General features: G+C 55.4%; 21 protein-coding genes. 12 read left to right on the forward strand and 9 right to left on the reverse strand.

The features are described from left to right. Position 1: 1 nt before the first annotated feature. The 4 genes from TRESADRAFT_RS05865 to TRESADRAFT_RS05880 form a co-directional block, all read right to left on the reverse strand. On the reverse strand, positions 2–811 hold the full coding sequence (locus TRESADRAFT_RS05865; RefSeq protein ID WP_002703778.1) for an ABC transporter permease: 810 nt from the start codon (positions 809–811) through the stop codon (positions 2–4). Continuing rightward, complete coding sequence (mtaB, locus tag TRESADRAFT_RS05870) at positions 808–2,253, reverse strand: tRNA (N(6)-L-threonylcarbamoyladenosine(37)-C(2))-methylthiotransferase MtaB (RefSeq protein WP_002703779.1); 1,446 nt, start codon at positions 2,251–2,253, stop codon at positions 808–810. The genes TRESADRAFT_RS05865 and mtaB overlap by 4 nt, the downstream gene beginning before the upstream one ends. An 11-nt stretch (positions 2,254–2,264) precedes the next feature. After that, entirely contained in the window at positions 2,265–2,897 is a 633-nt protein-coding gene (locus TRESADRAFT_RS05875; RefSeq protein WP_002703780.1) for a tetratricopeptide repeat protein, read from the reverse strand. Positions 2,898–2,975: 78 nt separating this feature from the next. Further along, complete coding sequence (locus TRESADRAFT_RS05880) at positions 2,976–3,338, reverse strand: bactofilin family protein (RefSeq protein WP_002703781.1); 363 nt, start codon at positions 3,336–3,338, stop codon at positions 2,976–2,978. A gap of 127 nt (positions 3,339–3,465) precedes the next feature. Here TRESADRAFT_RS05880 and TRESADRAFT_RS05885 point away from each other — a divergent pair, with 127 nt between their 5' ends. The 8 genes from TRESADRAFT_RS05885 to TRESADRAFT_RS05920 all read left to right on the forward strand — a co-directional run bounded on the left by TRESADRAFT_RS05885 (position 3,466) and on the right by TRESADRAFT_RS05920 (position 13,890). Beyond that, positions 3,466–3,981, forward strand: coding sequence for a TIGR03546 family protein (locus TRESADRAFT_RS05885; RefSeq protein WP_040842352.1), 516 nt, complete (start codon positions 3,466–3,468; stop codon positions 3,979–3,981). Then, on the forward strand, positions 3,978–6,197 hold the full coding sequence (locus tag TRESADRAFT_RS05890; protein WP_002703785.1) for a TIGR03545 family protein: 2,220 nt from the start codon (positions 3,978–3,980) through the stop codon (positions 6,195–6,197). The genes TRESADRAFT_RS05885 and TRESADRAFT_RS05890 overlap by 4 nt, the downstream gene beginning before the upstream one ends. Before the next feature lie 76 nt (positions 6,198–6,273). Then, entirely contained in the window at positions 6,274–7,959 is a 1,686-nt protein-coding gene (locus tag TRESADRAFT_RS05895) for a hypothetical protein (RefSeq protein WP_002703787.1), read from the forward strand. 67 nt (positions 7,960–8,026) lie between these two features. Next, positions 8,027–8,764, forward strand: coding sequence for a YebC/PmpR family DNA-binding transcriptional regulator (locus tag TRESADRAFT_RS05900; RefSeq protein ID WP_002703788.1), 738 nt, complete (start codon positions 8,027–8,029; stop codon positions 8,762–8,764). A gap of 120 nt (positions 8,765–8,884) precedes the next feature. Then, positions 8,885–9,385 carry a crossover junction endodeoxyribonuclease RuvC gene (gene ruvC, locus TRESADRAFT_RS05905; RefSeq protein ID WP_002703789.1) on the forward strand — a complete coding sequence of 167 codons (501 nt, stop codon included), beginning with the start codon at positions 8,885–8,887 and terminating at the stop codon, positions 9,383–9,385. 49 nt (positions 9,386–9,434) lie between these two features. Beyond that, positions 9,435–10,535: an N-acetylneuraminate synthase family protein gene (locus TRESADRAFT_RS05910; RefSeq protein ID WP_002703790.1), complete on the forward strand. Its 1,101-nt coding sequence runs from the start codon at positions 9,435–9,437 to the stop codon at positions 10,533–10,535. Between the two features lie 43 nt (positions 10,536–10,578). Continuing rightward, positions 10,579–12,429, forward strand: coding sequence for a glycoside hydrolase family 5 protein (locus TRESADRAFT_RS16605; protein ID WP_002703791.1), 1,851 nt, complete (start codon positions 10,579–10,581; stop codon positions 12,427–12,429). Positions 12,430–12,582: 153 nt separating this feature from the next. Further along, complete coding sequence (locus TRESADRAFT_RS05920) at positions 12,583–13,890, forward strand: hypothetical protein (protein WP_002703792.1); 1,308 nt, start codon at positions 12,583–12,585, stop codon at positions 13,888–13,890. A 41-nt stretch (positions 13,891–13,931) separates the two neighbouring features. Here the strand turns inward: TRESADRAFT_RS05920 and TRESADRAFT_RS05925 are convergent, their stop codons facing one another. Next, positions 13,932–14,321, reverse strand: a complete 390-nt coding sequence (locus TRESADRAFT_RS05925; RefSeq protein WP_002703794.1) for a helix-turn-helix domain-containing protein — start codon at positions 14,319–14,321, stop codon at positions 13,932–13,934. Positions 14,322–14,507: 186 nt separating this feature from the next. Here TRESADRAFT_RS05925 and TRESADRAFT_RS05930 point away from each other — a divergent pair, with 186 nt between their 5' ends. From TRESADRAFT_RS05930 to hisS, 4 genes are all read left to right on the forward strand, one after another. Then, the gene (locus TRESADRAFT_RS05930) at positions 14,508–15,161 is read left to right on the forward strand and encodes a hypothetical protein (RefSeq protein ID WP_141607198.1); all 654 of its coding nucleotides are present in this window, start codon (positions 14,508–14,510) and stop codon (positions 15,159–15,161) included. Positions 15,162–15,183: 22 nt separating this feature from the next. After that, positions 15,184–16,242 (forward strand): hypothetical protein, encoded by a 1,059-nt coding sequence (locus TRESADRAFT_RS05935; protein ID WP_002703796.1) that lies wholly within the window; start codon positions 15,184–15,186, stop codon positions 16,240–16,242. Between the two features lie 95 nt (positions 16,243–16,337). After that, a complete protein-coding gene (locus TRESADRAFT_RS05940) occupies positions 16,338–17,078 on the forward strand; it encodes a CAP domain-containing protein (RefSeq protein ID WP_002703797.1) in 741 nt (246 codons plus the stop codon). 158 nt (positions 17,079–17,236) lie between these two features. Next, entirely contained in the window at positions 17,237–18,547 is a 1,311-nt protein-coding gene (hisS, locus tag TRESADRAFT_RS05945) for a histidine--tRNA ligase (protein ID WP_002703798.1), read from the forward strand. Positions 18,548–18,623: 76 nt separating this feature from the next. Here the strand turns inward: hisS and TRESADRAFT_RS05950 are convergent, their stop codons facing one another. From TRESADRAFT_RS05950 to TRESADRAFT_RS05965, 4 genes are all read right to left on the reverse strand, one after another. Next, entirely contained in the window at positions 18,624–18,986 is a 363-nt protein-coding gene (locus TRESADRAFT_RS05950; protein ID WP_002703799.1) for a hypothetical protein, read from the reverse strand. An 11-nt stretch (positions 18,987–18,997) separates the two neighbouring features. Further along, complete coding sequence (locus TRESADRAFT_RS05955) at positions 18,998–19,423, reverse strand: (deoxy)nucleoside triphosphate pyrophosphohydrolase (protein WP_002703800.1); 426 nt, start codon at positions 19,421–19,423, stop codon at positions 18,998–19,000. Positions 19,424–19,485: 62 nt separating this feature from the next. Continuing rightward, the gene (locus TRESADRAFT_RS05960) at positions 19,486–20,130 is read right to left on the reverse strand and encodes an HAD family hydrolase (RefSeq protein WP_040842354.1); all 645 of its coding nucleotides are present in this window, start codon (positions 20,128–20,130) and stop codon (positions 19,486–19,488) included. Positions 20,131–20,551: 421 nt separating this feature from the next. After that, a complete protein-coding gene (locus TRESADRAFT_RS05965; RefSeq protein WP_002703802.1) occupies positions 20,552–22,258 on the reverse strand; it encodes a carbon starvation CstA family protein in 1,707 nt (568 codons plus the stop codon). Positions 22,259–22,302 lie beyond the last annotated feature (44 nt).

Below are 22,302 nucleotides of genomic sequence, written 5' to 3' on the forward strand. Positions count from 1 at the left end.
ATCAAAGCAGCGACGGAATTATCGTTATGATGACATCCGCCACGATTATCCCGACGAACGACTTGCTCACGGCCTGGATTCCCGCGACGGGAATCTCCGTCGACGCGCGCTCGACGTTGAACCCGTAATACGTCGCCGTTATCGAAATCACCATGCCGAAAACGATGCTTTTTATTACCGAGGTCGCAATCATCATGAGCGAGAGGTGCTTGAGAAGCCCCGTGAAATACCCGTTCGCGATTGTCGGGTTCACGAATTTAGCGACGACCGCGGGTCCGACGATTCCGCAAAGAGAGAAATACAGCCCCAAAAAAAAGACGGAAAGCGTCACGCCCAGAAAGCGCGGCGCGACGAGATAATCGATTGGGTCGACGCCGACGGAAATGTAGCTCTCGACCTGATGCGACGTGACCATGCCGCCAAGCTCCGTGGCGATTGCCGTCGCCGAGCGAGCCGTGACGACGAACGCCACGAGAAGGGGCCCAAGCTCGCGCACGACGACGACAAGCAGAATCTGATAAATCATGCTGCTTTGCCCGAGCGAAAGGAGAAGCTCGTAGCCGACGAGGAATATGGCGGAGCCGAGCGAGACGGAAAGAATCACGACAATCGGGAGCGCCTCTATAAAAGTGAAAAGAAGCTGCATTATCAGAATCTTCCGCGCAGCCTTCTCCCTTTTCACGAACGCGAACGACGAGAGGAACGTCCTCCCGATGTAGCCGAGAATATACGGAACGGCGGAGAAGAACGCGGAGACTTTCGCGCCAAGTTTTGCCACGAAAAAGCCGAACGCATCCCCCGCCCCCATCATACGCCCGCCTCCGCGAGAACCGCGAGCGTGTCGCTCTCGCCGGTGCGCTCATGCTCGCCGAGCGGGCGGACGACGCGCACCATGACCTGCTTTCCCGGAGACGGAATGCCGTCATCACCGGGCGAGAACACGAGCTGGCAATGGAGGAAATTTTCCGTGACGGCATGGACGACGACTTTCTCCATCATTATCCGCCTGCGGTGGACAGTCTCGCAGACTGCCGGAAGAACCGCGCCGACAAAACCTTCTATATATTTTCCCTTCGACTCGCGGGAGAATTCCTCCAGCTGCTTTATCCGCCCGTCCGTGACGTAGTTCGGGACCATCGGCCTCATAGAGAACGCCTCCGTCCCCGGACGCGCGCTGAACGGGAACGCATGGACGAACGTGAAGCCGCATTCCCGGAGCATTTTCATCGTAAGAGCGAAATCCTCGTCGCTCTCGCCCGGAAAGCCTCCGATGATGTCGCACGCGAGGAACGGGTTTCCCTTCGCCTCGCGCAGCAGCCTGACGGCGCGGTAAACCGCGTCAATCCGATACGGCCTTTTCATGCGGGCGAGGACCGAATCGCTTCCGGACTGAACGGAGATGTGGAAATGCGGCCTGACGCGGGGATGCGCGACGAGCGACGAAAGCTCCTCGTCGACGATTTCGGGATAGAGGCTCGATATGCGGATTCCTATCCGGCTCGTATTCTCCAGCATGAGGCGCAAAAGTCCCGCGAAACCGACGAACGTCTCGTTCCCGTCCTTGTCGGCATACCTTCCCCGATACTGCGAGATGTTCACCGTCGTCACGACGACCTCGCCCTGCCCCGCTTCCTCAAGCGCGCGAATTCTGTCGATGACGGTGTTCGCGTCGAGCGAGACCGATTTTCCCCGCGCAAGGCGAATCCGGCAGTACGTGCAGACGCAGTTGCACCCGTCCTGGATTTTCAGGGACGAGCGCGAGTGGTTTATGAACGTGTCCGTCGAAAGCCTGAACGGCTCGACAATCTCGCCGGAAGCGCCCTGCTTTTTGTCGAAAAACGCCTGGAGCGACGAGCGGAGCTCCGCCCCGGAAAGAGCCGTCCCGCCGATGAGCGAAGGGACATCCGCGAGGGCGCTCTTCGTCTGCCCGCCGAGAACGGCGACACGCGGGTCGATTGCCCGTATGTCGTTCCCGTCAAGCTGCGCGTAGCATCCCGTCACTATGACGACGGCGCGCGGGCATTTCGCGAGGAGAAGACGTATTATGCGGCGGGCTTTCTGCTCGGCCTTCGCCGTGACGGTGCACGTGTTCACGACGCAGGCGACGACATCGCCATCAGCCGGGGAGGACGCCGTCATCGGCTCCATCGACACGGAAAAACCCGCGTCGGTAAACGCGCGCGCCGCGCCCTCGCTCTCGACCTGGTTGAGCTTGCATCCGAGCGTCTCGAAATGAACCTTCTTTTTTTCCATCGTACCCGCGCTCACTGGAGTTTCGCCGTCACCCTGTCCTTCCCGCGGATCGCGTCGGCGAGCGACTTGTCAAGCTCAAGCGCCTTGTTGTAGGCGACGAGAGCGGACGCATACGCGCCAGCCATCTCTCGGGCGTACCCGCACCGAGCCCACCATGTCGCATATTCCACGGGTTTGATGTGGACAGCCATGGAGAGCGCTATGTCGGCATGCTGGTATTTTGCCTGCCGTATGTAGATTTCGCCCATGTAGAGGTAGGCGTACCCGATGTCCTTCGAATTCTGCGAGGCGTTCGCAAGATAAAGCTGGAAATACTCGAGCGCGCCGTCGTTTTTCCCCTGATAGTATTTTGCCTCCGCGAGAATCTCAATCAGGCGGGTGTCGGTGCTGCTGATGTTCCTCGCCTCTATCGCGCGCGCCTCCGCCTCCGCATACTGCTTGTTCGACACGAGGCTCCAGCAGAGGACGACATACGAATTCACGTTCTTCGGGTTCTGCTGAATCTCCTGCTTGCATACGGCTATCGCCTCCGCGTATTTCCCGTTCCGGTACAGCTCAAGCGCGTCGATTTTCTGCGCCACGGCGGGAACGGAAAGCGATATCCCGAGCGCGGCTGCAACTGCAATTCTTCTGAAAAAAAACATTTTTGATTCCCCATCCAAAAAAAATATCGGGAGCCCCAAGCCATGGGGCAACTTCGAAAAAACGGGCTTCCGCCCTCATCAGTTGGCGACCATCGTGCACCGGCCCGTAAAACGGGAGCCGGGGTCAAGGACGAGCTGCTCGCTCGTTATGTCTCCGGTAACAGAGCCGGACGATGTGACGTGGACGATTTTTCCCGCGACGACATTCCCCTCGACCTTCCCCTTCACGAGGACGCGCGACGCCGAAATGTCGGCGCAGACGACCGCCTCGGAATCGACGACGAGGTCGCTCGTCGCCTCTATGACTCCGGTCACCGAGCCGCGTATCATGAAAGGCTTGGAGAACTTGATTCTTCCGCGGAATTTTATGTCGTTCTCAAGAATCGTGTCGAAATCATCTTCCTCAAGGTCGAGAATGTCCGTATTTTTTGCTTCAAACATGGGGAATACTGTACGTCAAACGGGCGCGTTGGTCAATTTGCACGGCGCGGATTATGGAAGGAAGGCGGGCCGAAACAGTTTCGGCGCCACGCGTTTTTTCGCGCGCTTTTTGTGTTACAATCGAGGAATGATTGCAAACATTTCAAATATGCTGAAGGCTTTGAACGCCAACGTGAACCCCGGCGAGATTGCGCACGCAGCCGCATGCGGGTTCCTGCTCGGGCTGGTACCGAAGGACAACCTGCTGTGGTACCTCGCATTCGTGTTCATCCTGTTCGTGAGGATAAACAAGCCGACGTACCTCATCATGATTGTCGTCGGCTCCGCAGTCGCCACTGCCGGCGACCCGCTCTTCGATTCGGTCGGATACGCAATACTGACGTCGCAGAAGATGAGCGGGCTGTTCGCGACTCTCCTTGAGATTCCCTTCGTCGCGTTCACGAAATTCAACAACACCGTCGTGATGGGCTCGCTCGTCGCGGGGCTTGCCGCATACGTCCCGGTGTACGCGCTCGCGCGCCTTGCCGTGCATCTCTGGCGGAAGTACGCCGTGATGGCGCTCAGGAACTCGCGGGCAATCAAAATCATCGGGAAAATTCCCGTCCTCTCAAAAGTCGCGAAGATAATCGGAGAAAGGATATGAGCGAAGAGAAAAAAGAATCAGGAAAAAAAGAGAAGACGTTCCCGCTCAAGAAGCTGCCGTCGCTGATGAGGAAGAAATACGCGCGGAAATCGCTCGGCAAGCTGCTCGGGAAGGTATACATCGAAGACGACAGGAAATTCGTCGAGGCGTTTTTCACGGACACGGTCGCGAAGGGAAAGAAGGAGCTTCTGCGGATTCCGCCCGAGACGGAATTCAGGAAGGCGGAATTCGAGCGGCTCAAGTCGATTGCGAAGGACATAAAGAAGAACAAGATGCGCGTGAAGCTCGTCCCGCTCGTCGCGTGCGCCTCGCTCGTCGCCGCAGTCACGATTACCGTCGGCGCGTTCAAGAACGTAATCGCGAGGAAGGCGATAAAATCCGGCTGCGAGGCGGTGTTCGGCGCGAAAACGGACGTCGGCTCGGTGCGCGTGAGGCTGCTCGGCATATCCGTCAGGGTTGACTCGCTCGCAATCGGCGACAAGGATTCAGAAAATTTCATGAAGAACCTGTTCGAAGCGGAGAACATCACGCTCGACATGAACTTCACGCAGGCGCTGCGCGGCAAGGCGATAATCAACGACGTCTCCGTCTCCGGAATGAAATTCGGCACCGACAGGAAGACGAGCTGCGAGCTTCCGAAAAAGAAGAAAAAGGCGGAGAAGCCGGCCGAGGAAAGCGCGTTCGCGAAGGCGGTCAAGGCGCGGACGGAGCAGGCGATTTCCGACCTCAAATCGCAGGCGACGGGAATGCTCGGCGGGGAGAGCGCGGAGGAAATCGTGGCGAACATCCAGTCGAAGCTCAGGACGCCGGATGCCGCGAAAAAAGCGCAGGATGACGCGCAGGCGCTCGTCGCGAAGTGGCAGGCGAAACCCGCGGAGCTCAAAGGACAGGTCGAGGATTTCTCCGCGAGCGTGAAGGAGCTCCAGTCGCTTAGCGTCCAGAAGCTCAAAAGCGACCCGACGAAGCTCAAGGAATACCTCGAGAAGATAAATTCCGCAATCACCACGGGAAACAGCATGAAATCGTCGTTCGAGACCGTGACGGGCGACGTGAAGAAGGACGCGCGGGCGGCGGAGGCGACGCTCAAGAACGTGGCGGATGCCGTCCAGTCGGACACGGAGCTTGCGAAGGGGATAATCGGCTCCGTGACGGACACGATAAAGAACGCGAAGACGCTTCTGACGAACGCGCTCAACACGGTCGCCTACGACATGCTCGGGAAATACTATCCCTACGTGAAGAAGGGTATCGACTACGGAATGCAGATGAAGGCGAAATCGGACGCGGAGCCCAAAAAGGAGAAGAAGGCCGACAAGGGAAAGACCGGGCGAATGAAGGGCAGGACGATATGGTACTCGAAGGAGCTCCCGAAGCTCTGGATAAAGAACGTCTCCGCGTCCGGCTACACGGAAAACGACGGCTCAAAAGGATTTTCCGGGGCGATACAGAACGTGACGAGCGACCAGGACATAATCGGAAAGCCGACTACCGCCGAGGCGAAATTCGACGTGAAGGACGTTAACCATTCGGGGAAGATAACCCTCGACGTGCGGAAATCGGCGGCTGATTTGCTCGCGCTCGACTACACGGGAAGCGGCTTCTCCGCGAACGTGGACGGCGCGAAAATCGCTTCGGCATCGGGAATCCCGTCGATAAACGGAACGGCGACAGTCTCGCTCCACGGCGCGGGCGGCGCGGACGGGTTCAGCGCGGGCGGCTCCGTCTCGCTCAACCCGGTCAAACTGACGACGGACGGATTTTCGAACGAGACCGTGACGAAATACTACCGGCAGGCGCTCGACTCAATCACGAACCTCAACGTCGGCTACGGATTCTCGTGGCGGGAAAGCAGCGGCGTGAACCTCGACCTTTCGGGGAATTTCGCGGAGCAGTTCGCCAAGGCGATGGAGACAGCCGTAAAGGGCATGGCAAGCGACGCGAAGGAGGCGGCGTTCAGGAAGATAAACGAGCAGATAAACGGCTCGTCGAACGAGGCGGTCGCGAAAGTCAAGGAATTCCTCGGAATCGAGGGAGAAATCGACGCGCAGAACGCAAGCCTCGACGCGGTGCGCGCATCGCTCGAAAAAAAGAAGGCGGAACTCGAGGAGCAGATAAAAGGAGCCGCAAAGGCGACGGTCGAAAAGGCGAAAGCCGACGCGACGAAAAAAGCCGAGGCGGAAGGCAAGAAAGCCCTCAACAAGCTTTTCAAGAAATAACGCAGGACGAGCGGAATCGCGGAAACAGAAGCGCGATTCCGCTCTTTTTTTCCGGGCGCAAGGAGAGACACAAAAAATGGATTCAAAAACGACCGAAGCCCTTTCCGCCAGCGACATCGAACATCTCGTCGCGATTCTCAAATCTTACCGGAACGACGAAGCGGAAGAGCCCCATTATAACAAGATTCTCACCCAAAGCGAGATTGACCAGCTTCTCGGGACAATGTGCGAAACAGAAATGAACACCCCCGAGCTGACGAAGGGGGAAATTGCGGACATGTCGGCGAAATTCAAGGCGGAATACGGAAAACCCTACGGGAAGGACATGAGGGAGGAACATCTTTTCAGGCAATTCGTCGCGGACGAGACCGGCTGGCCCTACCGCGGGCTGAACGACGACATCGCCATCGCCGCAATCGAAGGTGGCGACTATTTCAATTTCGATTTCGATTTCGATGATGGCAGCGAGCATATGTCCGGCGACGAGGCGGAGGCGCTCGCGGTTGCGGAGGAAATCCGAAAGGAAATCGAAAAGCGCGGAAAATGCAGGACGGAAAAGCCGAGCGCGGAGCATTGCGAATGCGCCGTAGCATCGCTTTCCATAACAGCGGACAAAAGCGGACAGGGTTCCGGAATAACCGTGAAAATCCGGCGTCCGAAACGGGACGAGAACACGATTGTCGCGAACACACCCACGAACAATACGTTTTCCGTTCTCATCCCAGAGGAAGCGGAATCGGGGGAAATCGCGGAAAACGCGGAGAAAATCGCATTGCGCCTGAAAGCGATTTCCGAAAAAGCGGCGAAGGAAGCCTCGAAGGAGGCAAAAATCGCCTCGGTGCGAGATGCTTCGGTACGGGCGCTGCTTGAAACGGCTGGCATGAGCGATTGCGTCGAGGTCGAGACTTGGGTCGGAACGCCGGAAAGCTGCGTCACGATAAAGCGCGGGTTCGGAATCAAGGCGACGGCAAGAATCGCTCCCGACGACACCTCCGCAGACATCATCGCGAAAGTCAAAGATGCGCGCGCGCGCGCGGACTCGTTCTACGGAAAAATCAGAAGGCTTTCGGACAACATGTCGTCCCTCGTCGCGGAACTGTCGTGCAAGTATCAGTTCCAGACCATCTCAATAGAAAACGGAGAAATCGAAATCGCCACGATGCCGAAAACGGAAAACGAAGACGCCCACGACCGGCACGAAATCTGGAGAACGACGACAGAGACAACCGCGGACGAGGCGGACGACTTCCCCGCGCTCGCGGAAAAGATACGCACGAAGACGGAGGATATGCTGAACAGGTTCGAAAAGATGAATACGATTTCCCGCTCCCTCGCGGAAAGGACAGGGCTTGACTGCGCGGCGGAGAGAACAGATGCTCTTTCGGACGGAACGGACACCATTTTCATCATCACCGGCGGAAAAACGGACGCGATAATCGGTTGCATGTCGGAGAACCTCACGGATGGCGAACAGGCGGAGCCGAATGCGCTTTCTGCGGCGGACGAGGCGTTCTCGGAAAAGATTCGGGCGCTCGAGCGTGCGATTTCCGCGGAGAAAGATGCGGCGGGATGGAATCCCAAGATGTGCGCAATAATAACCGAAAAGGAAAAATGCGTTTTCATCGAGCTGCACGGGAAAAAAACGGTTCTCAAGGAAACTGTTCCCCTCGGCGGCTTTTCCGACACGGGCGCCGTTGTCCGCTCTCTCCGCGAGAAGTGGTTCCGCCGGACTACCCCGCCCGCCATTCTGCCGAACCCTTGATTTTTAGGCGCGGAATCGGGTATCATCGAACAAATTATTATCCGAATCTTTTTTATAGGAGTTCCAAATGTCTGGACACAATAAATGGTCAACCATTAAACACGCAAAGGGTGCAGCCGACGCGAAGAGGGGCGCTCTCTTCACGAAACTCATCAAGGAAATCTCCATCGCGGCAAGCATGGGCGGCGGAGACCAGAACGCAAACCCGCGCCTTCGCGCAGCCATCGTCAAGGCGCGCGCAGCATCAATGCCGAAGGACAACATCGAGCGCGCAATCAAGAAGGGAACCGGTGAGCTTGCTGGCGGAACATTCGAGGAACTTGTCTACGAGGGATATGCTGCAGGCGGCGTCGCTGTTCTCGTCGAGGTTTTGACAGACAACCATAACCGCGCGGCGGCAAACGTACGCAACATCTTCAACAAGCACGGCGGAAACCTCGGAACTTCAGGCTCAGTATCCCGCATGTTCGACCGCAAGGGCGTCATCGAGTACGACGCGGAGAAGGTCAGCGAGGACGAGGTCATGGAGGCTGCTCTTGAGGCAGGCGCCGAGGACATCGTGAACGAGGACGGAGTCATCACCGTTACGACCGCACCGAACGACTTCACGACCGTCGTCGAGGCTCTCGAGCCGAAGGGATGGGAGTCGCTCTCAGCTGAGGTTTCAATGGTTCCGCAGGCTTACACGGACGTCGACCTTGAGACGGCGGCGAAAGTCCAGAAGCTCATCGACAAGCTCGAGGAAGACGACGATGTCCAGAACGTCTGGCACACGGCAAACTTCCCCGAAGACTTCGAGGGCTGAGATAGGCTGAATTTCGGGAACCGCGGGTGACGCGGGAAAACCGGACACGATACGGAAGGCACAGGCTGTTGACGGTCTGTGCTTTTTTTTGCCCGGGCAGTTTTTGACGGAGGTTTTTTGATGAAGCGCATACGGCGCGTTCTCGGCATAGACCCGGGGCTTGCGAACACGGGATTCGGCATAATCGACGATTTCGGCGGGAGGATGAGCCTCGTCGGCTACGGAGTCATCGAGACATCGCCGGAGGACGCCCATCCGTCGCGGCTCCTTGAGATATTCCGCGGAATCGAGGAGGTCGTCAGCAAATACGCTCCGGACGAATCCGCGATGGAGGAGCTGTTCTTCGGGCGGAATTCATCGAGCGCGATGATGGTCGCGGAGGCGAAGGGCGTCGTGACGATGGCGCTCGCGAAAAACGGGATTTCCCCGGCGCAGTACAAGCCGAACAAGATAAAAGCATCGGTGACCGGCACGCAATCCGCCGGGAAGGAGACCGTCGAGCGCTGCGTCAGGATTCTCCTCAACCTGAAGGAGACTCCCCGCCCCGACCACGCGGCAGACGCGATTGCCGCCGCGATAACGCACATCCACTCGACGGCGACCCCGGCGGCGGGCAGATGAATGTATGCACGCCGTTCATTCGGCGACTTTTGTTACCGAAAATCAAATCATGGAAATAATAGCGGAAATAGGAACTTCGCACGGCGGAGACATATCGAAGGCGAAAGAACTTATAGAGACGGCTGTCGGCGCGGGAGCCGACTGGGTTAAATTCCAATGGGTATACGCGGAGGAAATTCTCCACCCGCAGACGGGATACGTGAGCCTGCCGACGGGAAGGATACGGCTGTTCGACCGGTTCCGGGAACTTGAGGTCGGACAGAAATTCTTCCGAGAGTGCCTCGAATTCACGCACTCGCTCGGCGCCAAGTTCATGTGCACGCCGTTCGGGATGCGGAGCCTCTGCGAGCTCATGGAGATAAAGCCAGACGCGGTGAAAATTGCCTCGCCCGAGCTGAACCACATTCCCCTGCTCGAATCGCTCGCGGAATTCAGGAAATCGGAAAAAATCCAGGTCGTCATGTCGAGCGGCGTGTCGAAGCTCCGCGACATCGAGAAGGCAATCGAAATCACGGGAACGGAAAACGCGACGCTCCTGCACTGCATCACGTTCTACCCCGCCCCGGAAGACGAATACAACCTTTCCGTCATCCCGAACTTGTCGCGCATTTTCGGCATTCCGTGCGGCGTGAGCGACCATTCGCTCGACCCCGTGCTGGTCCCGAGCCTCGCGGCGGCTGTCGGCGCGACGATGATTGAGAAGCACATAACGCTGAGCAAGGAGACGGACGGGCTTGACGACCCCGTGGCGCTTACAGGCGAGCAGTTTGCGCTGATGAACCATTGCGTCAGGCAGTGCGAGGCTGTCATCAGGCAGTACGGAGAGAACGCGGGCGACTACATAAAAAAGCAGCTCCGCGAGGAATACGGCGGAAGAATCGAGAAGGTGCTCGGAAGCGGAACGAAGCGGCTTGCGGCGGCGGAAAGCGCGAACTACGGGCGGACGAACCGCTCGCTCCACTTTCTCCGCGACATGAAGAGCGGCGAGCGCGTCGCCGAGAGCGACATCGGCGTGCTCCGGACGGAAAAGGAGCTTCTTCCCGGAATCACGCCCGAATTCCTCGGAACGGTCGCCGGGGCAATACTCACGCGGGACGTGCCTTCCGGAAAGGGCGTGGAATTCGAGGATTTCATGAAAAAGGGTGAATAGCCCGCAATACGCAGGGAAAGCTGCCTTAGGAAACGGGAAAAAAATGAACATAAGAGCTATTCTCAGAAAGATGGGCGCGGTCCTTCTGTGCGCATCATCGGCATCGTCGCTGCACGCGGAGACGATATGGTCGGGAAAATCGGCGCTGACGTGGGAATCGACCATACAAGTCGGCGCGGAGAAATTCAAAAGCGCGGAAAACGGCACCGTGATGAATCTCGCCCTGCAGAAGACGGCAGACGACTACCAGAATCTCAAAATATACGCCCCGACGAACGGCGGCTGGAAGGAATTCTCCGCGGGAAAAACGGAGGGCGCGTCGTATTCGGGCGCGCTCGTCCCGTCGTTCAGCGGAAAAACGGCGCGAGTCTCGTACGCGCTGACAAAAAGCGACGCGGAAAACGCGCGGGCGTTCGGAATCGTCATCCACGGCCACGGCGCGGCGCTGACCGAAATCTCGCTCTCGTCCCCGAAAAACGCGCGGGAGAACGATTCCCCCGGCGGGAACGGCGTCTTCGTCGGGAAGAAGGAGCTCTCGTCGGGGGCGGAGTCAATCTCCGTCCCAAAAAGCGAATGTGCGGGAGCGCGGGCGGGCGGAACGATAACGCTCCGGCTCTCGGCTCCGAAAAGGAAATACGAATACAGGAACGTGAAGCTCTACGCGTCGGCCCCGTCGGGCTGGCAGGAGCTTACGGGCGGAAAACTCAGCGGGGGAAAGCGGGAGGGCGCAATCGTCCCGGATTTTTCGGGCGGCACAGCGGAAATCGCATACACGATGACGGAAAGCGACGCGGAAAAAATCCGGGCGCACGGGCTTTCGCTGAACGGCTACGGCGTGACGGTGGAATCGGTGTCCCTCTCATCTTCTGCGGCGCCATCAACCGGAGCGCGTGCGGAAATCGGGAAAAACGATGCCGAGCAGGAAAACGCGGCCGCCGCGAAGCCGGAATCGAAATCGCCGTCGGGGACGCCGTTCGCATTGCACGGGAACCTCCGCGTCTCCGGCGCGAGCCTCCTCGACAAGGACGGGAAGAAAATCGTCCTCGTGGGATTCAGCACGCACGGAATCAATTTCGGGAACGAATTCAGCAGGTACGTCGGCGAGGATACGTTCAGGACGCTGCGTGACGACTTCGGCGCGAACTGCGTGCGGCTCGCGCTCTACCCCGGCGACTACAACGGGTACTGCAACGGCGGAGACAAAAGCGCGCTCAAGAGCATCGTCAGGCGAGGAATCGACGCGGCGGCGAAGCTCGGGCTGTACGTCGTCGTCGACTGGCACGTGCACAACTTCAACCCGAACGACAGGTGGAAGGCGGACGCAAAATCGTTTCTCTCCGAGATTTCGCGCGAATACGCGAAAAGCGGGAACGTCCTCTACGAAATCTGCAACGAGCCGACCGGCGCCGACTGGGACTCGTCGCTGAAGCCGTACGCCGAGGAGATAATCCCCGCGATACGGAAAAACGCGCCGAACTCGGTCATCATCGTCGGGACGAACACGTGGAGCCAGGACATCGAGGGGCCGCTCAACAACCCGCTCCCGTTCAGGAACGTGATGTACACGTTCCACTTCTACGCGAACACGCACCGCGACTCGTTCCGCGCCCGCGTGGAGAATTGCGTGCGCGCAGGCCTCCCCGTCTTCATCACGGAATTCGGCACCTGCGACGCAAGCGGCAACGGCGGATTCAATGCGGAAGAGAGCCGGAAATGGTTCGACCTCTGCGGGAAACTCGGGCTGAGCCACATAAACTGGAGCATCTCGAACAAGGGCGAGACCGCCTCCGCAATCCAAAGCTGGTGCCAGAAGACATCCGGCTGGTCGGAATCCGACCTCACGGAATCCGGCAGGCTCGTCAGGGAGCATTTCCGGAAGCAGAGACAGAATTGAAACTTCCCGACAGCCATCTTATGCTTTTCATTTCACCCTTCCCGGTTAATTTTCGCACCAGTTTTACCATTGCCAAAATTAACCGAAGCCGGACTTAACCTAATTCCGGTTTGGTTTCATACTCGCTCAAGCAAATCGGCAAGGAGATAAGAAATGGAAATGTTCAAAACGTATAATCTCAAAACTGCGTTTCTCTCGCTTTTCATAAAATCGATGGGAAGCGGGTTTTCTGAGGTAATCTGCAAATACTATTCCACAGGCGAAATAACGAAAAACAATTTCAAGCAGAAATTCAAGAAAATGAATTCGGGGGACAAAAATATCTATCAAGAAATCACAAGTACATTGGGCAATTTGCAGAATCTCTTCACAGAGCCGAAGATGTGCCGCTCAGCAGAGGATGATGACACCTTCTGCGAAAAAGATTTGTCCGATAAGTATTATTTCAGCTTCGCGCGTTTTGTCTCTGTTTTTTCAAGCGCGGCTTACACACACGAGTATTTTTTCTACGAATCCTTCGAGAACGCACTTTCATATCTGCTCACGAGCAGTTTTAATAATGATTTTTCACCGGAAAGATGCGTAGAAACTCTTGCGGACGGCAATCTCGATTCCCTACTAGGATGCAAAGAAATATTGGCTAGCGCAGAACGTTATGGAAAAGCTGAACTTTATGGAAAAACCTACACGATTGATGAAATAAAAAAAGAATTCGATTTAATAAAAAGACGGAACATACGGTGCTATCGCCACGAATACGGCCCAGCCGTCAATGATGTAAGATCGCACAAAAAAGAAAACAAAACGTTCTTCAAATGGGCAATCGATTCATTTTTTGATGAAGCGAAAAAAGCGGATTATATAATCAAATACATTTTCGGAGAAAACGACGGAAGCTTCACGACGACATTCGAAAAGCTGAAATACGAGCCGGGAAAGCGGAACTGGAAAACATTCGAAAAGCTTTTCAAAAATGAGCTTAAAGACGAAAAGCTGATGGACTATCTCAAAGACGACGAGGACTTGAAGGCATACGAGATATTCCAGACGAGAATGATTTCCGCATATTTTCTGGAAAATCTTTTTGCAGAATTGCCGCATTTTGTCGGAGAAGAAAATGCAAAGGAAATCGAAAAAATCATCGTTCTCGATGATTCAAGGAAAGAACCCGATGATTTTCTGGTTAAAAACCATAAACAAAAATCGCAGGCATACGAAAAGGCTGCCTTTGATGCGGTTCTCTCTGATTCCTACGAAGAAGCGGTGACAAAACTGCAGGCTCTCGACAAAAATTGCCCCGCAACGCAAACAATCAAATCATATTGCGCGTGCGCAAATCCCTGGTTCAAATACGAAATGAGCAGAGAAAAACTTGCAGAGGCATTTGAAACCTGCAATCGAAACTGCCATTTCCTTACATCGTTCAGCGATTATGACCTGAACGGAATCATATGGAAATAAACGTAATTTCCGCAGAACCTTTTGCGCGCATAGATTGCGAATCAGGACTGCTTCGCAATCATCTCCCGAAGCTCGCCGATTTCGGAACTCAAAACAGCAAATTTGTGGTTCAGCTCCTCCATTATCATGGACGCGACAGAATCCTGCCGCCGCGCGATTTCATTTTTCAGCTCGTCGCTCGACCCGCCGAACAAATCCCCGGGCGACACATTAAGCTCATCAGAAATGCGCGCTATAAGCGAAGCCGAAGCGAACTGCGTTCCCGTCTCTATAATCGAAAGATGCTTTTGGGATACGCCTATTTTTTCGGAAAGCTGCTCCTGCGTAAAATTCCGCGCCTTCCTGTATTTCCTCACGTTTTGACCGAACATCTGCTGAATCTTTTCTTTCTCGGCAGAGTCATCGCCTTCTCTTCTTTTTTTTTCGTCCATCCGGAAATTATCAGACGCGCCATCATTTTGAAAAACTTTTAACAGGGTAATAAATATACTTATTAGGTTATACAGACAGTTGAATTTTGGAAAAGATGACCTTAAAATATTACTTTTCAGGAGGATTTTATGCGAACTTTTTCAAAACTGATTTTCACTGCATTTTCTTTCGGAAAGGATTCTTTTTTGAAAAGACTTCTTTCCGGCTTTTTTGCGTTATGCCTGATTGCCTTAGGCAACAGCGCTTTTGCTTTTGAATCATCGCTCGGAATCGATTTTGGCGAGAAAATTCATTGGGAGGACGGAAATCCTTATAACGCCCATTCATTCGCCTTGCATTTTGATTTATCGGGGGACAACTTCGGGATAAAGCCGTTTTTTGCATTCTCATTTTCAGAAAGCCTGCTCAGCAATATGGCGGACGGCGTCGTTGAATACAACTACGCAGAAAAAGGATTTGCAGAAACTGTAGGCGTGAAACCGTATTTCATGTTCAGAAAAACGGAAAATGCTGCCAGCTATATCGGAATTTTGTTCTCCCTGAATTTTTATCAGGAATCGCGGGAAACAAGCAAAGTCACCGTCGATGGTCTTGAATGGAACGAGAACTACACAACCGGCGAACTGGGATTTTTTGTCGGCAACAGATGGATTGTATCGGAGCGCATCACCGTATTTGCAGAATGCGATTTTTCTTCCGGGCTTTTCTCAAAAACGACAACCTTCGAACTGGACGGAACGGCTGTAGACAATTACAAATCAGCAATGTTCGGCGGCGGCGGAACAACTTCCTGGCGCCTGAACATTACGCCGAGAGTGGGCGTTTCGTGGAAATTGTAGGAAAATATTCGCCGGGAAATTTATGAAGAAACTTTTTGTTGCGCTCGCTTTTATCTTTGCCTCGTTCCGCGCATGGGCTGAGATACGATACATCGAAATAGAGTCTGTCTCGAACACAGCGATTGTGCGGCTGAAAAGGCTTGAAGACTTGGAATTTCTCATCGGAAAGAACAATATTTCGGTGGCGTTCTTTCAAAAATCTTCCGGCGATTTGCTTATCACCGCGTCCGGAACGTATTTCTCGATTTTCCTGAACGGATATCGGACGATTGACGATTACAAGAAAGGCACTTCCGCCGGATTCAAGAACGGTTCGGATTTTTCCGATGCGGAAAAACACGGCATCACATCTTCCGAGTTGTACTATTTTTTCACGAGCAACCGTTTCTCGACCGTCGCTGATTGCTCCGACGCACGCAAAAACGGTTTTCCGTCTTCAAATCAATACTATGCAGCGAAGGAAAAAGGATTTTCAAAATACAGCGATTATAGCGAATACCTGAAATACACCGAGCTCGGCTACAAAACGAAGGAAGATTGGAAAAAAGCAGAGAAAAAAGGGTTCTCATACGCGTCTTATTTTTATGATGCCCAGGCTAAAGGATTTTCCACGAATGCGGATTATCAAAAAGCAAAATCATACAACCTGATGGACGAATCTTCTTTCAAAAAATTCTGCGAAATAGAGGACAGCATCGAACGGATTATCTCGGCAAAAACCATAGACAAACGGCAGGCATTCGTCTTCTATTTTCTCGTTCAATTGCCGAAAGGCGAGTCCGCGATTTCCGTTCTGTCAAAATCCCTAAAAAATCTTTATGACGAAAACTCTTCCGATGTTAAGAACGCGCTTTCCAAGTACGTCAACAATTCATACTATGGTCCAACTTCCCTCTTCGACCAAGATTCCCTGAGAAGTTTTTTTGCTTCCGTAAAAACAAGCGAGCTCGGCTCCTACTCAAGCAAAACAGAAATCTTCAAGAGGAACGGGAACAAGCCGAACTATCCGGCAACGAAGAAGGCGTCAAACGGAAAAAGCGGTATGAGGAACAATGACGAAAATAAGGCAGACGCGAAGTGAGGAGAAAAACAAGAGGCGCACGAAAATCGGAGGAATAAAATCTATGTGGAAATGGCTGAAATAATTTTGACAAAAAATAAAGGAGACCTACAAAAATGAAAAAACTCACCTTCCCGACAATAACAATTCTCGCCACGACGGTGCTTTTTTCCGGTTGCGCGACGATGGACAAAATCAGCGAGTTTTCCGCGAGCATGAACAGGAAGATTGAATCTTCAACGTCCAGCAAAAATCAGGACACGGAAAAATGGGACATTGCCGCGCTCGATACAGCGCGCAATCTCGATTATCTTTCGACGGTCGAAAAGGACGTGGTTCTTGAGATGAACAAAGCGCGCTCCAATCCTGCATTGTATGCCGAACTGTACATCGCGCCGAGGGTAAAGAAATTCAACGGGAAAATTTACAACGGCTCGCTCAGGACGAACGAAGGCGCCGCAGTCGTAAATGAATGCGTTTCTTATATGAAAAGAGCGAAGCCGCTTCCCGTTTTTGCGCCACAAAAAGGACTTTCCCTTGCAGCTCAGCGGCATTCAAGCACGCAAGGAGAGACTGCGCAGACTGGGCACACGGGAGTTGACGGAAGCACTCCGTTCACGAGAATCGAAAAGTACGGAAGCTACAGAACCGCAGGCGAAAACATCTCCTACGGACCAACATCCGGGCGGGATATCGTCGTTCAGCTTCTTGTCGACGACGGAGTTGCAAGCCGAGGACACCGCAAGAACATCATGAACAAAGATTTTTCATCAACCGGAGTCGGCTTCACAAAAAAGCACAGGACATACGGCTCCGTCTGCGTAATAACATATGCAGGAGAGTACAAAGAAAAATAATGTTACGACAAAGGCGGAACCGCCCTTCCCGCCACGGGAGGTTCGCCCCGCGAACCGGCGCACGCTTGCTCCAGCAAAGCCGAACTTAGAACTCATAAAGGTTCGCAAGCGCAAGCGCAAGTGCAACAATAGTTTTTTTCTGATACAATCCACGCATTATGGCAGACAGAATTCAACCAAGGGTCCTGAAAGGTTTCAGGGACATCCTTCCGGCGGCGGAAATTGAGCGCGCCGATTTGCAGGAGAAGATAACGAAAGTGTACCGCTCGTTCGGGTTCGTGCCGATTGACACGCCCGTCCTCGAATATTCGGAAATTCTCCTCAGGAAGTCGAACGGGGAGACGGAGAAGCAGGTCTTCCGGTTCGAGGACAACGGAAAACGGGACGTCGCGATGAGGTTCGACCTCACCGTCCCGTTCGCCCGGTTCACGGCGGAGCATGAAAGCGAGCTCTACTTCCCGTTCAAGCGCTACCACATCGCGAAAGTCTGGCGCGGGGAAAAGCCGCAGGCGGGACGGTACCGCGAATTCATGCAGTGCGACATCGACACGGTCGGAAGCGACAGCGCGGCGGCGGACTTCGAGATTCTTTCCGTGATGAAGGCGGCGCTCGCGGAAATCGGGGTGACGGACGTCACGATTCACGTCAACCATCGCGGGATTTTCAACCGTTTCCTCGAAAAACTCGGGCAGAGCGAAAAAAGCGAGGACATACTCCGCTCGGTGGACAAGCTTGCGAAAATCGGCAGGGACGCGGTGCGCGCGGAGCTGGTGGAGACGACGGGCGCGGAAAGCTGCGCCGACGAAATTCTCGAGTACATCGCAAGCGCGGACGATTTCGACGCGACGCTCGACAAGCTTGAGCGGATGGCGGGCGGAGAGGCAGACGACACGAAGCGGATGCGCGAAATCAGGGAGATGATGAAGGCGGCGGGAATCGATGCGACGTATGTGCTCGACCCGTCGATTACGCGCGGCCTCGACTACTACACCGGCGTCGTCTACGAGACGTTCCTCAACGGCTGCCCCGAAATCGGCTCGGTCTGCTCTGGCGGACGGTACGACAACCTCGCGGGGCTGTACACGAAGACGAAGCTCCCCGGCGTCGGCGCGTCAATCGGGCTCGACAGGCTCATCGCGGGACTTGAGAAGCTCGGAAAGACGACGAAAAAAGGCAGCTATCTCGACGCGGAGATTTTCTGCATGGACAAATCGCTCGTCGTCCACTATCAGAAAGTCGCCGCCGTCCTCCGCGCGAAGGGAATCGCCGTCGAGGTCTTCCCCGAGCAGAAGAAAATCGCGCAGCAGTACGCCGTGACTGACGCGAAGTGCGTGAAATGGGGAATCATCATCGGAACTGACGAGGCTGCGGGCAACGTCGTGACGCTCAAAAAGCTCGAGACGCGGGAGCAGTTCCCGTCGCTCACCGTCGAGCAGGCCGCGGAGAAAATTCTCTCCGAAAAGAACTGACAGGACGGACAACAACGAAAAACGCCTGGACCCACAGATGCGGATTCAGGCGTTTTTTATGGCGGAATCGGTTTATTCAGTTCTCGGCGGCGGCTTTCTCGGCGCGGAGACGGTTGAGGTAGACTCCGACCGACGATTCGGGAACCCACCCGTCCTCGAACGCGAGCCACTTCTCGAACGCGTCGCCGACTTTCACGGTGCGCTCGCCGACAATCATCTCGACCATGCCCTTGCGCAAGTTGCGCGAAATCTTCGCCTCGTACGACGGTGACTCGCGGCAGGCGACGTACGGCTCGGAGACGACAGCCCATTTGTGCTCTATGTCGATGGCGGCATCGACGTCGCTGCTGAATTCAATCACATCCTTCCCGCGGCAGGACTGGAGCGGGAGGAGAACGGCCGCCAGCGCGAATGCAAACGCGAGCTTCGAAAGAACCATCTCTGCCCCCGTCATTCAGGAATCGAATCCGCAAGGAATTTCACGACCTGGGGATATATCAGCAGGTCGGAATCGACGAAATCGAGCGTCGGAATCTCGGCAACCTCCGCCCACCGGTATTCGGTATGCTCAGAAAGCGTGAATTTCTTCTCGACGCCGTCATGCGGAACTGTCACGACATACGCCCTGAGGACGCGCTCCTTTCCGTTGTGCTTGAACGTCGTCTCGGCGATTTTCTGCCCGACGGCAACGGTCTCGCCGAATTCCTCGCTGAACTCGCGGACAACGGCATCGGCATCGGACTCTCCCTCCTCAACTTTTCCGCCGGGGAATTCCCAGCGGTTTCCCATGCAACCTGTAGGGTTTCTGTGCGCTATCAGAACTTTCTTTCCGTTGAACGCGATGCACGCAACCGATGCGTTGACTTCTGACTTCATAACGAATCCTCCTCGCGGAATTCAATTGCCTTTTTCCAGAATGGAAACGGATTTTCCGCGCATCATTTTATCAGATTCGGGACTTCCTTCAAAGACGTGACGACGGCAAACGCGAGCGCCGAAATCTCCTCGGACGGCTGAATCTGGTCGGGAACCATGACGCACCTGATGCCCGCACCCGTCGCGGAGCGCACGCCGTTCGGGCTGTCCTCGACCGCGATGCACTCATCCGCGCCGAGGGAGAGGGATGACAGCGAGGAAAGATAGATGTCCGGTGCGGGCTTCGAGTGAGCCACGGTGTCGCCCGTCGTTATCGTCTCGAAATACCCGATTATTCCCGCCGCAGCAAGCTGCCTCACGACGCTTTCCCTCCTCGTCGACGAAGCGAGCGCGAGCCGAATCCCCCTCGACGACAGCGCGCCCAGGCACTCCACGACATGCGGCATCAGCGAAAGCCCCTCGCTCCGCTCGATTTCATGGAAAAGCTCGCCCGTCCTGTCGTAGAAGACCTTCGGCGACACAATGTTCCCGCAGTATTTCTCAAGGACGACGAGCGTGTCGGCAGTGTTCTGCCCAACGCACTCGGAATACGCCTCCCCAATCCCCTCTATGCCGAATTCCTCCGCGGCACGATTCCAGCACACCTTGCAGACGGATTCCGTATCCAGCAGAACCCCGTCCATATCGAAAATAACAGCCTTGACCATGCCAGAATCATACCGCAAACCCGCCCGCACGAAAACGCCCCACCCCGGAAGGTTCGCCCCGCGAACCGGCGCACGCTTGCTCCAACCAGACCGAACTTGGAACGACAAAACGCCCAAGCAAGCGAGCACGCTTGCTCCAACCAGACCGAACTTGGAACGAGAAACAGAAAGCAACCGCCCCACGGGCACGGAAGGTGCGCAAATGCGCACCGGCGCACGCTTACTCCAACCAGACCGAACTTGGAACGACAAAACGCCCAAGCAAGCGAGCACGCTTGCTACAACCAAGCCGAGCTTAGAACGCACAAAGACTTGCAAGCGCGAGCTCAGAACGCACGAAGACTTGCAAGCGCGAGCGCAAAAAAAAAGGGAACCGAAAAACGGTTCCCTCAGACAATGCTGCTGTCGGCAGCGGATTATGCTATTTCTTCGACTGCTTCGAGAACGTCTTCACGCCCTCGATGACGAGGAACACCGCAAGGATAGCCATCGCAGCGGCGAAGAGAAGCTGGAACCAGTGTCCCCAGGCGGGGTCTCCTGCCTTGAATTCGCCGGCGGCGATGATTCCGACCTGCTTGATGACGGTGACGACGAGCTGCGTGAGCGTCGCGGCAAGCATGAAAGCCATCGGGATGAAGAACATCTTGTTGTTCTTGCCGGCATTCCCGAGCCACGCCGCGACCGCGAGGAGCGCGATTCCCGCGAGAAGCTGGTTCGCGCTGCCGAAAAGCGCCCAGATTGCGCCGAGCTTGAGACCGCCGAGGATGCATCCGACGACGACCATGAACGTCGTGCCGACGAACGGGTTCGCGAGGAATTTTCTCAGCGGGGACGAGGCGTCGCGCCATGTCGCTTCGCCTTCGAGGAGGAACAGCTCGCTGAACATGAAGCGGCTCAAACGCGTCGCGCTGTCAAGGGACGTGAGCGCGAAGACAGAGACGGCGAGCGTGAGGAGCGCGCTGACGGTATTGTAGACGGGCGTCCCCTCGGAGCCGAACATCGTGGCGATTCCCGCACCGAACGCGGCGGAAGGAGAGCCGAATTTTCCGCTTGTCCACTTCGCGTAGACCATGCCGACCGCGATGAGCGAGATGATTCCGAGCGCGCTCTCGATGAGCATGGAGCCGTAGCCGATGACCTTCGCGTTCTTCTCGTTGTCGAGCTGCTTTGACGAGGTTCCGGACGCGATGAGCGAATGGAAGCCAGAGCACGCGCCGCACGCGACGGTGATGAACAGCGTCGGGAACATCGAGCCGAGCTTTGATGAGTTGACGGCGGGAATCGTGAATTCCGCGCTTCCGGTAAACGCCGAGACGATGATTCCGACGAGCGCGATGAGCATCATCGCATAGAGAAGGAAGCTCGAAAGGTAATCGCGGGGCTGGAGCATTATCCACACGGGGATGAGCGATGCGACCGCGATATATGCGCCGATAAGGACAATCCACGTGTTGCGGCTGAGCGCGAGTCCGCAGTTGAGCCCGACCGCGACAATCGCGACAATCGCGATTATTCCGGCTATCGTCGCGGGAAGAGTCTTGACACCGCAGCGGTTCGTGACGAAGCCGTAGACGACGGCAAGGATAATGAACAGGAAGGAAATCATGGCTGTCGTCTGGTTGTTCGTCGGGTTCCCGACAAAACCGCGCGCTGCATCGCCCGTGAAGAATGTTCCGGCGACGACGTTGACGAAAGACGCGATGACGAGAATCAGGACGAGAAGCGCGAAAATGATGAAGAGGCGCTTCGACGTCTTTCCCATCGAGTCCTTGATTATCTCGCCGACGCTCTTTCCGTCGTTGCGAATCGAGGCGAAGAGCGAACCGAAATCCTGGAGGCCACCGAAGAAGATTCCTCCGATGACGCACCACAGGAAGACAGGAACCCATCCGAACACGGCGGCCTGAATCGGTCCGTTTATAGGTCCCGCGCCCGCGATTGAAGAAAAGTGGTGCCCCATAAGCACCGCAGGTTTCGCCGGAACGTAGTCCACGCCGTCCGTCCTTGTATGGGCGGGCGTCTTCTTTGACGGGTCGATACCCCATTGCTTCGCGAGATACGAGCCATAGAAGACGTACCCGCAGAACAGCAAAGCCACAGCAGCAATGATTATCAACAATGCTGTCATTTTTTTTCCTCCTATCCTTATAGAGAAACTTTTTATTTCGCGGG

The sequence above is a fragment of the Treponema saccharophilum DSM 2985 genome (assembly GCF_000255555.1).
Lineage (GTDB): Bacteria > Spirochaetota > Spirochaetia > Treponematales > Treponemataceae > Treponema_D > Treponema_D saccharophilum.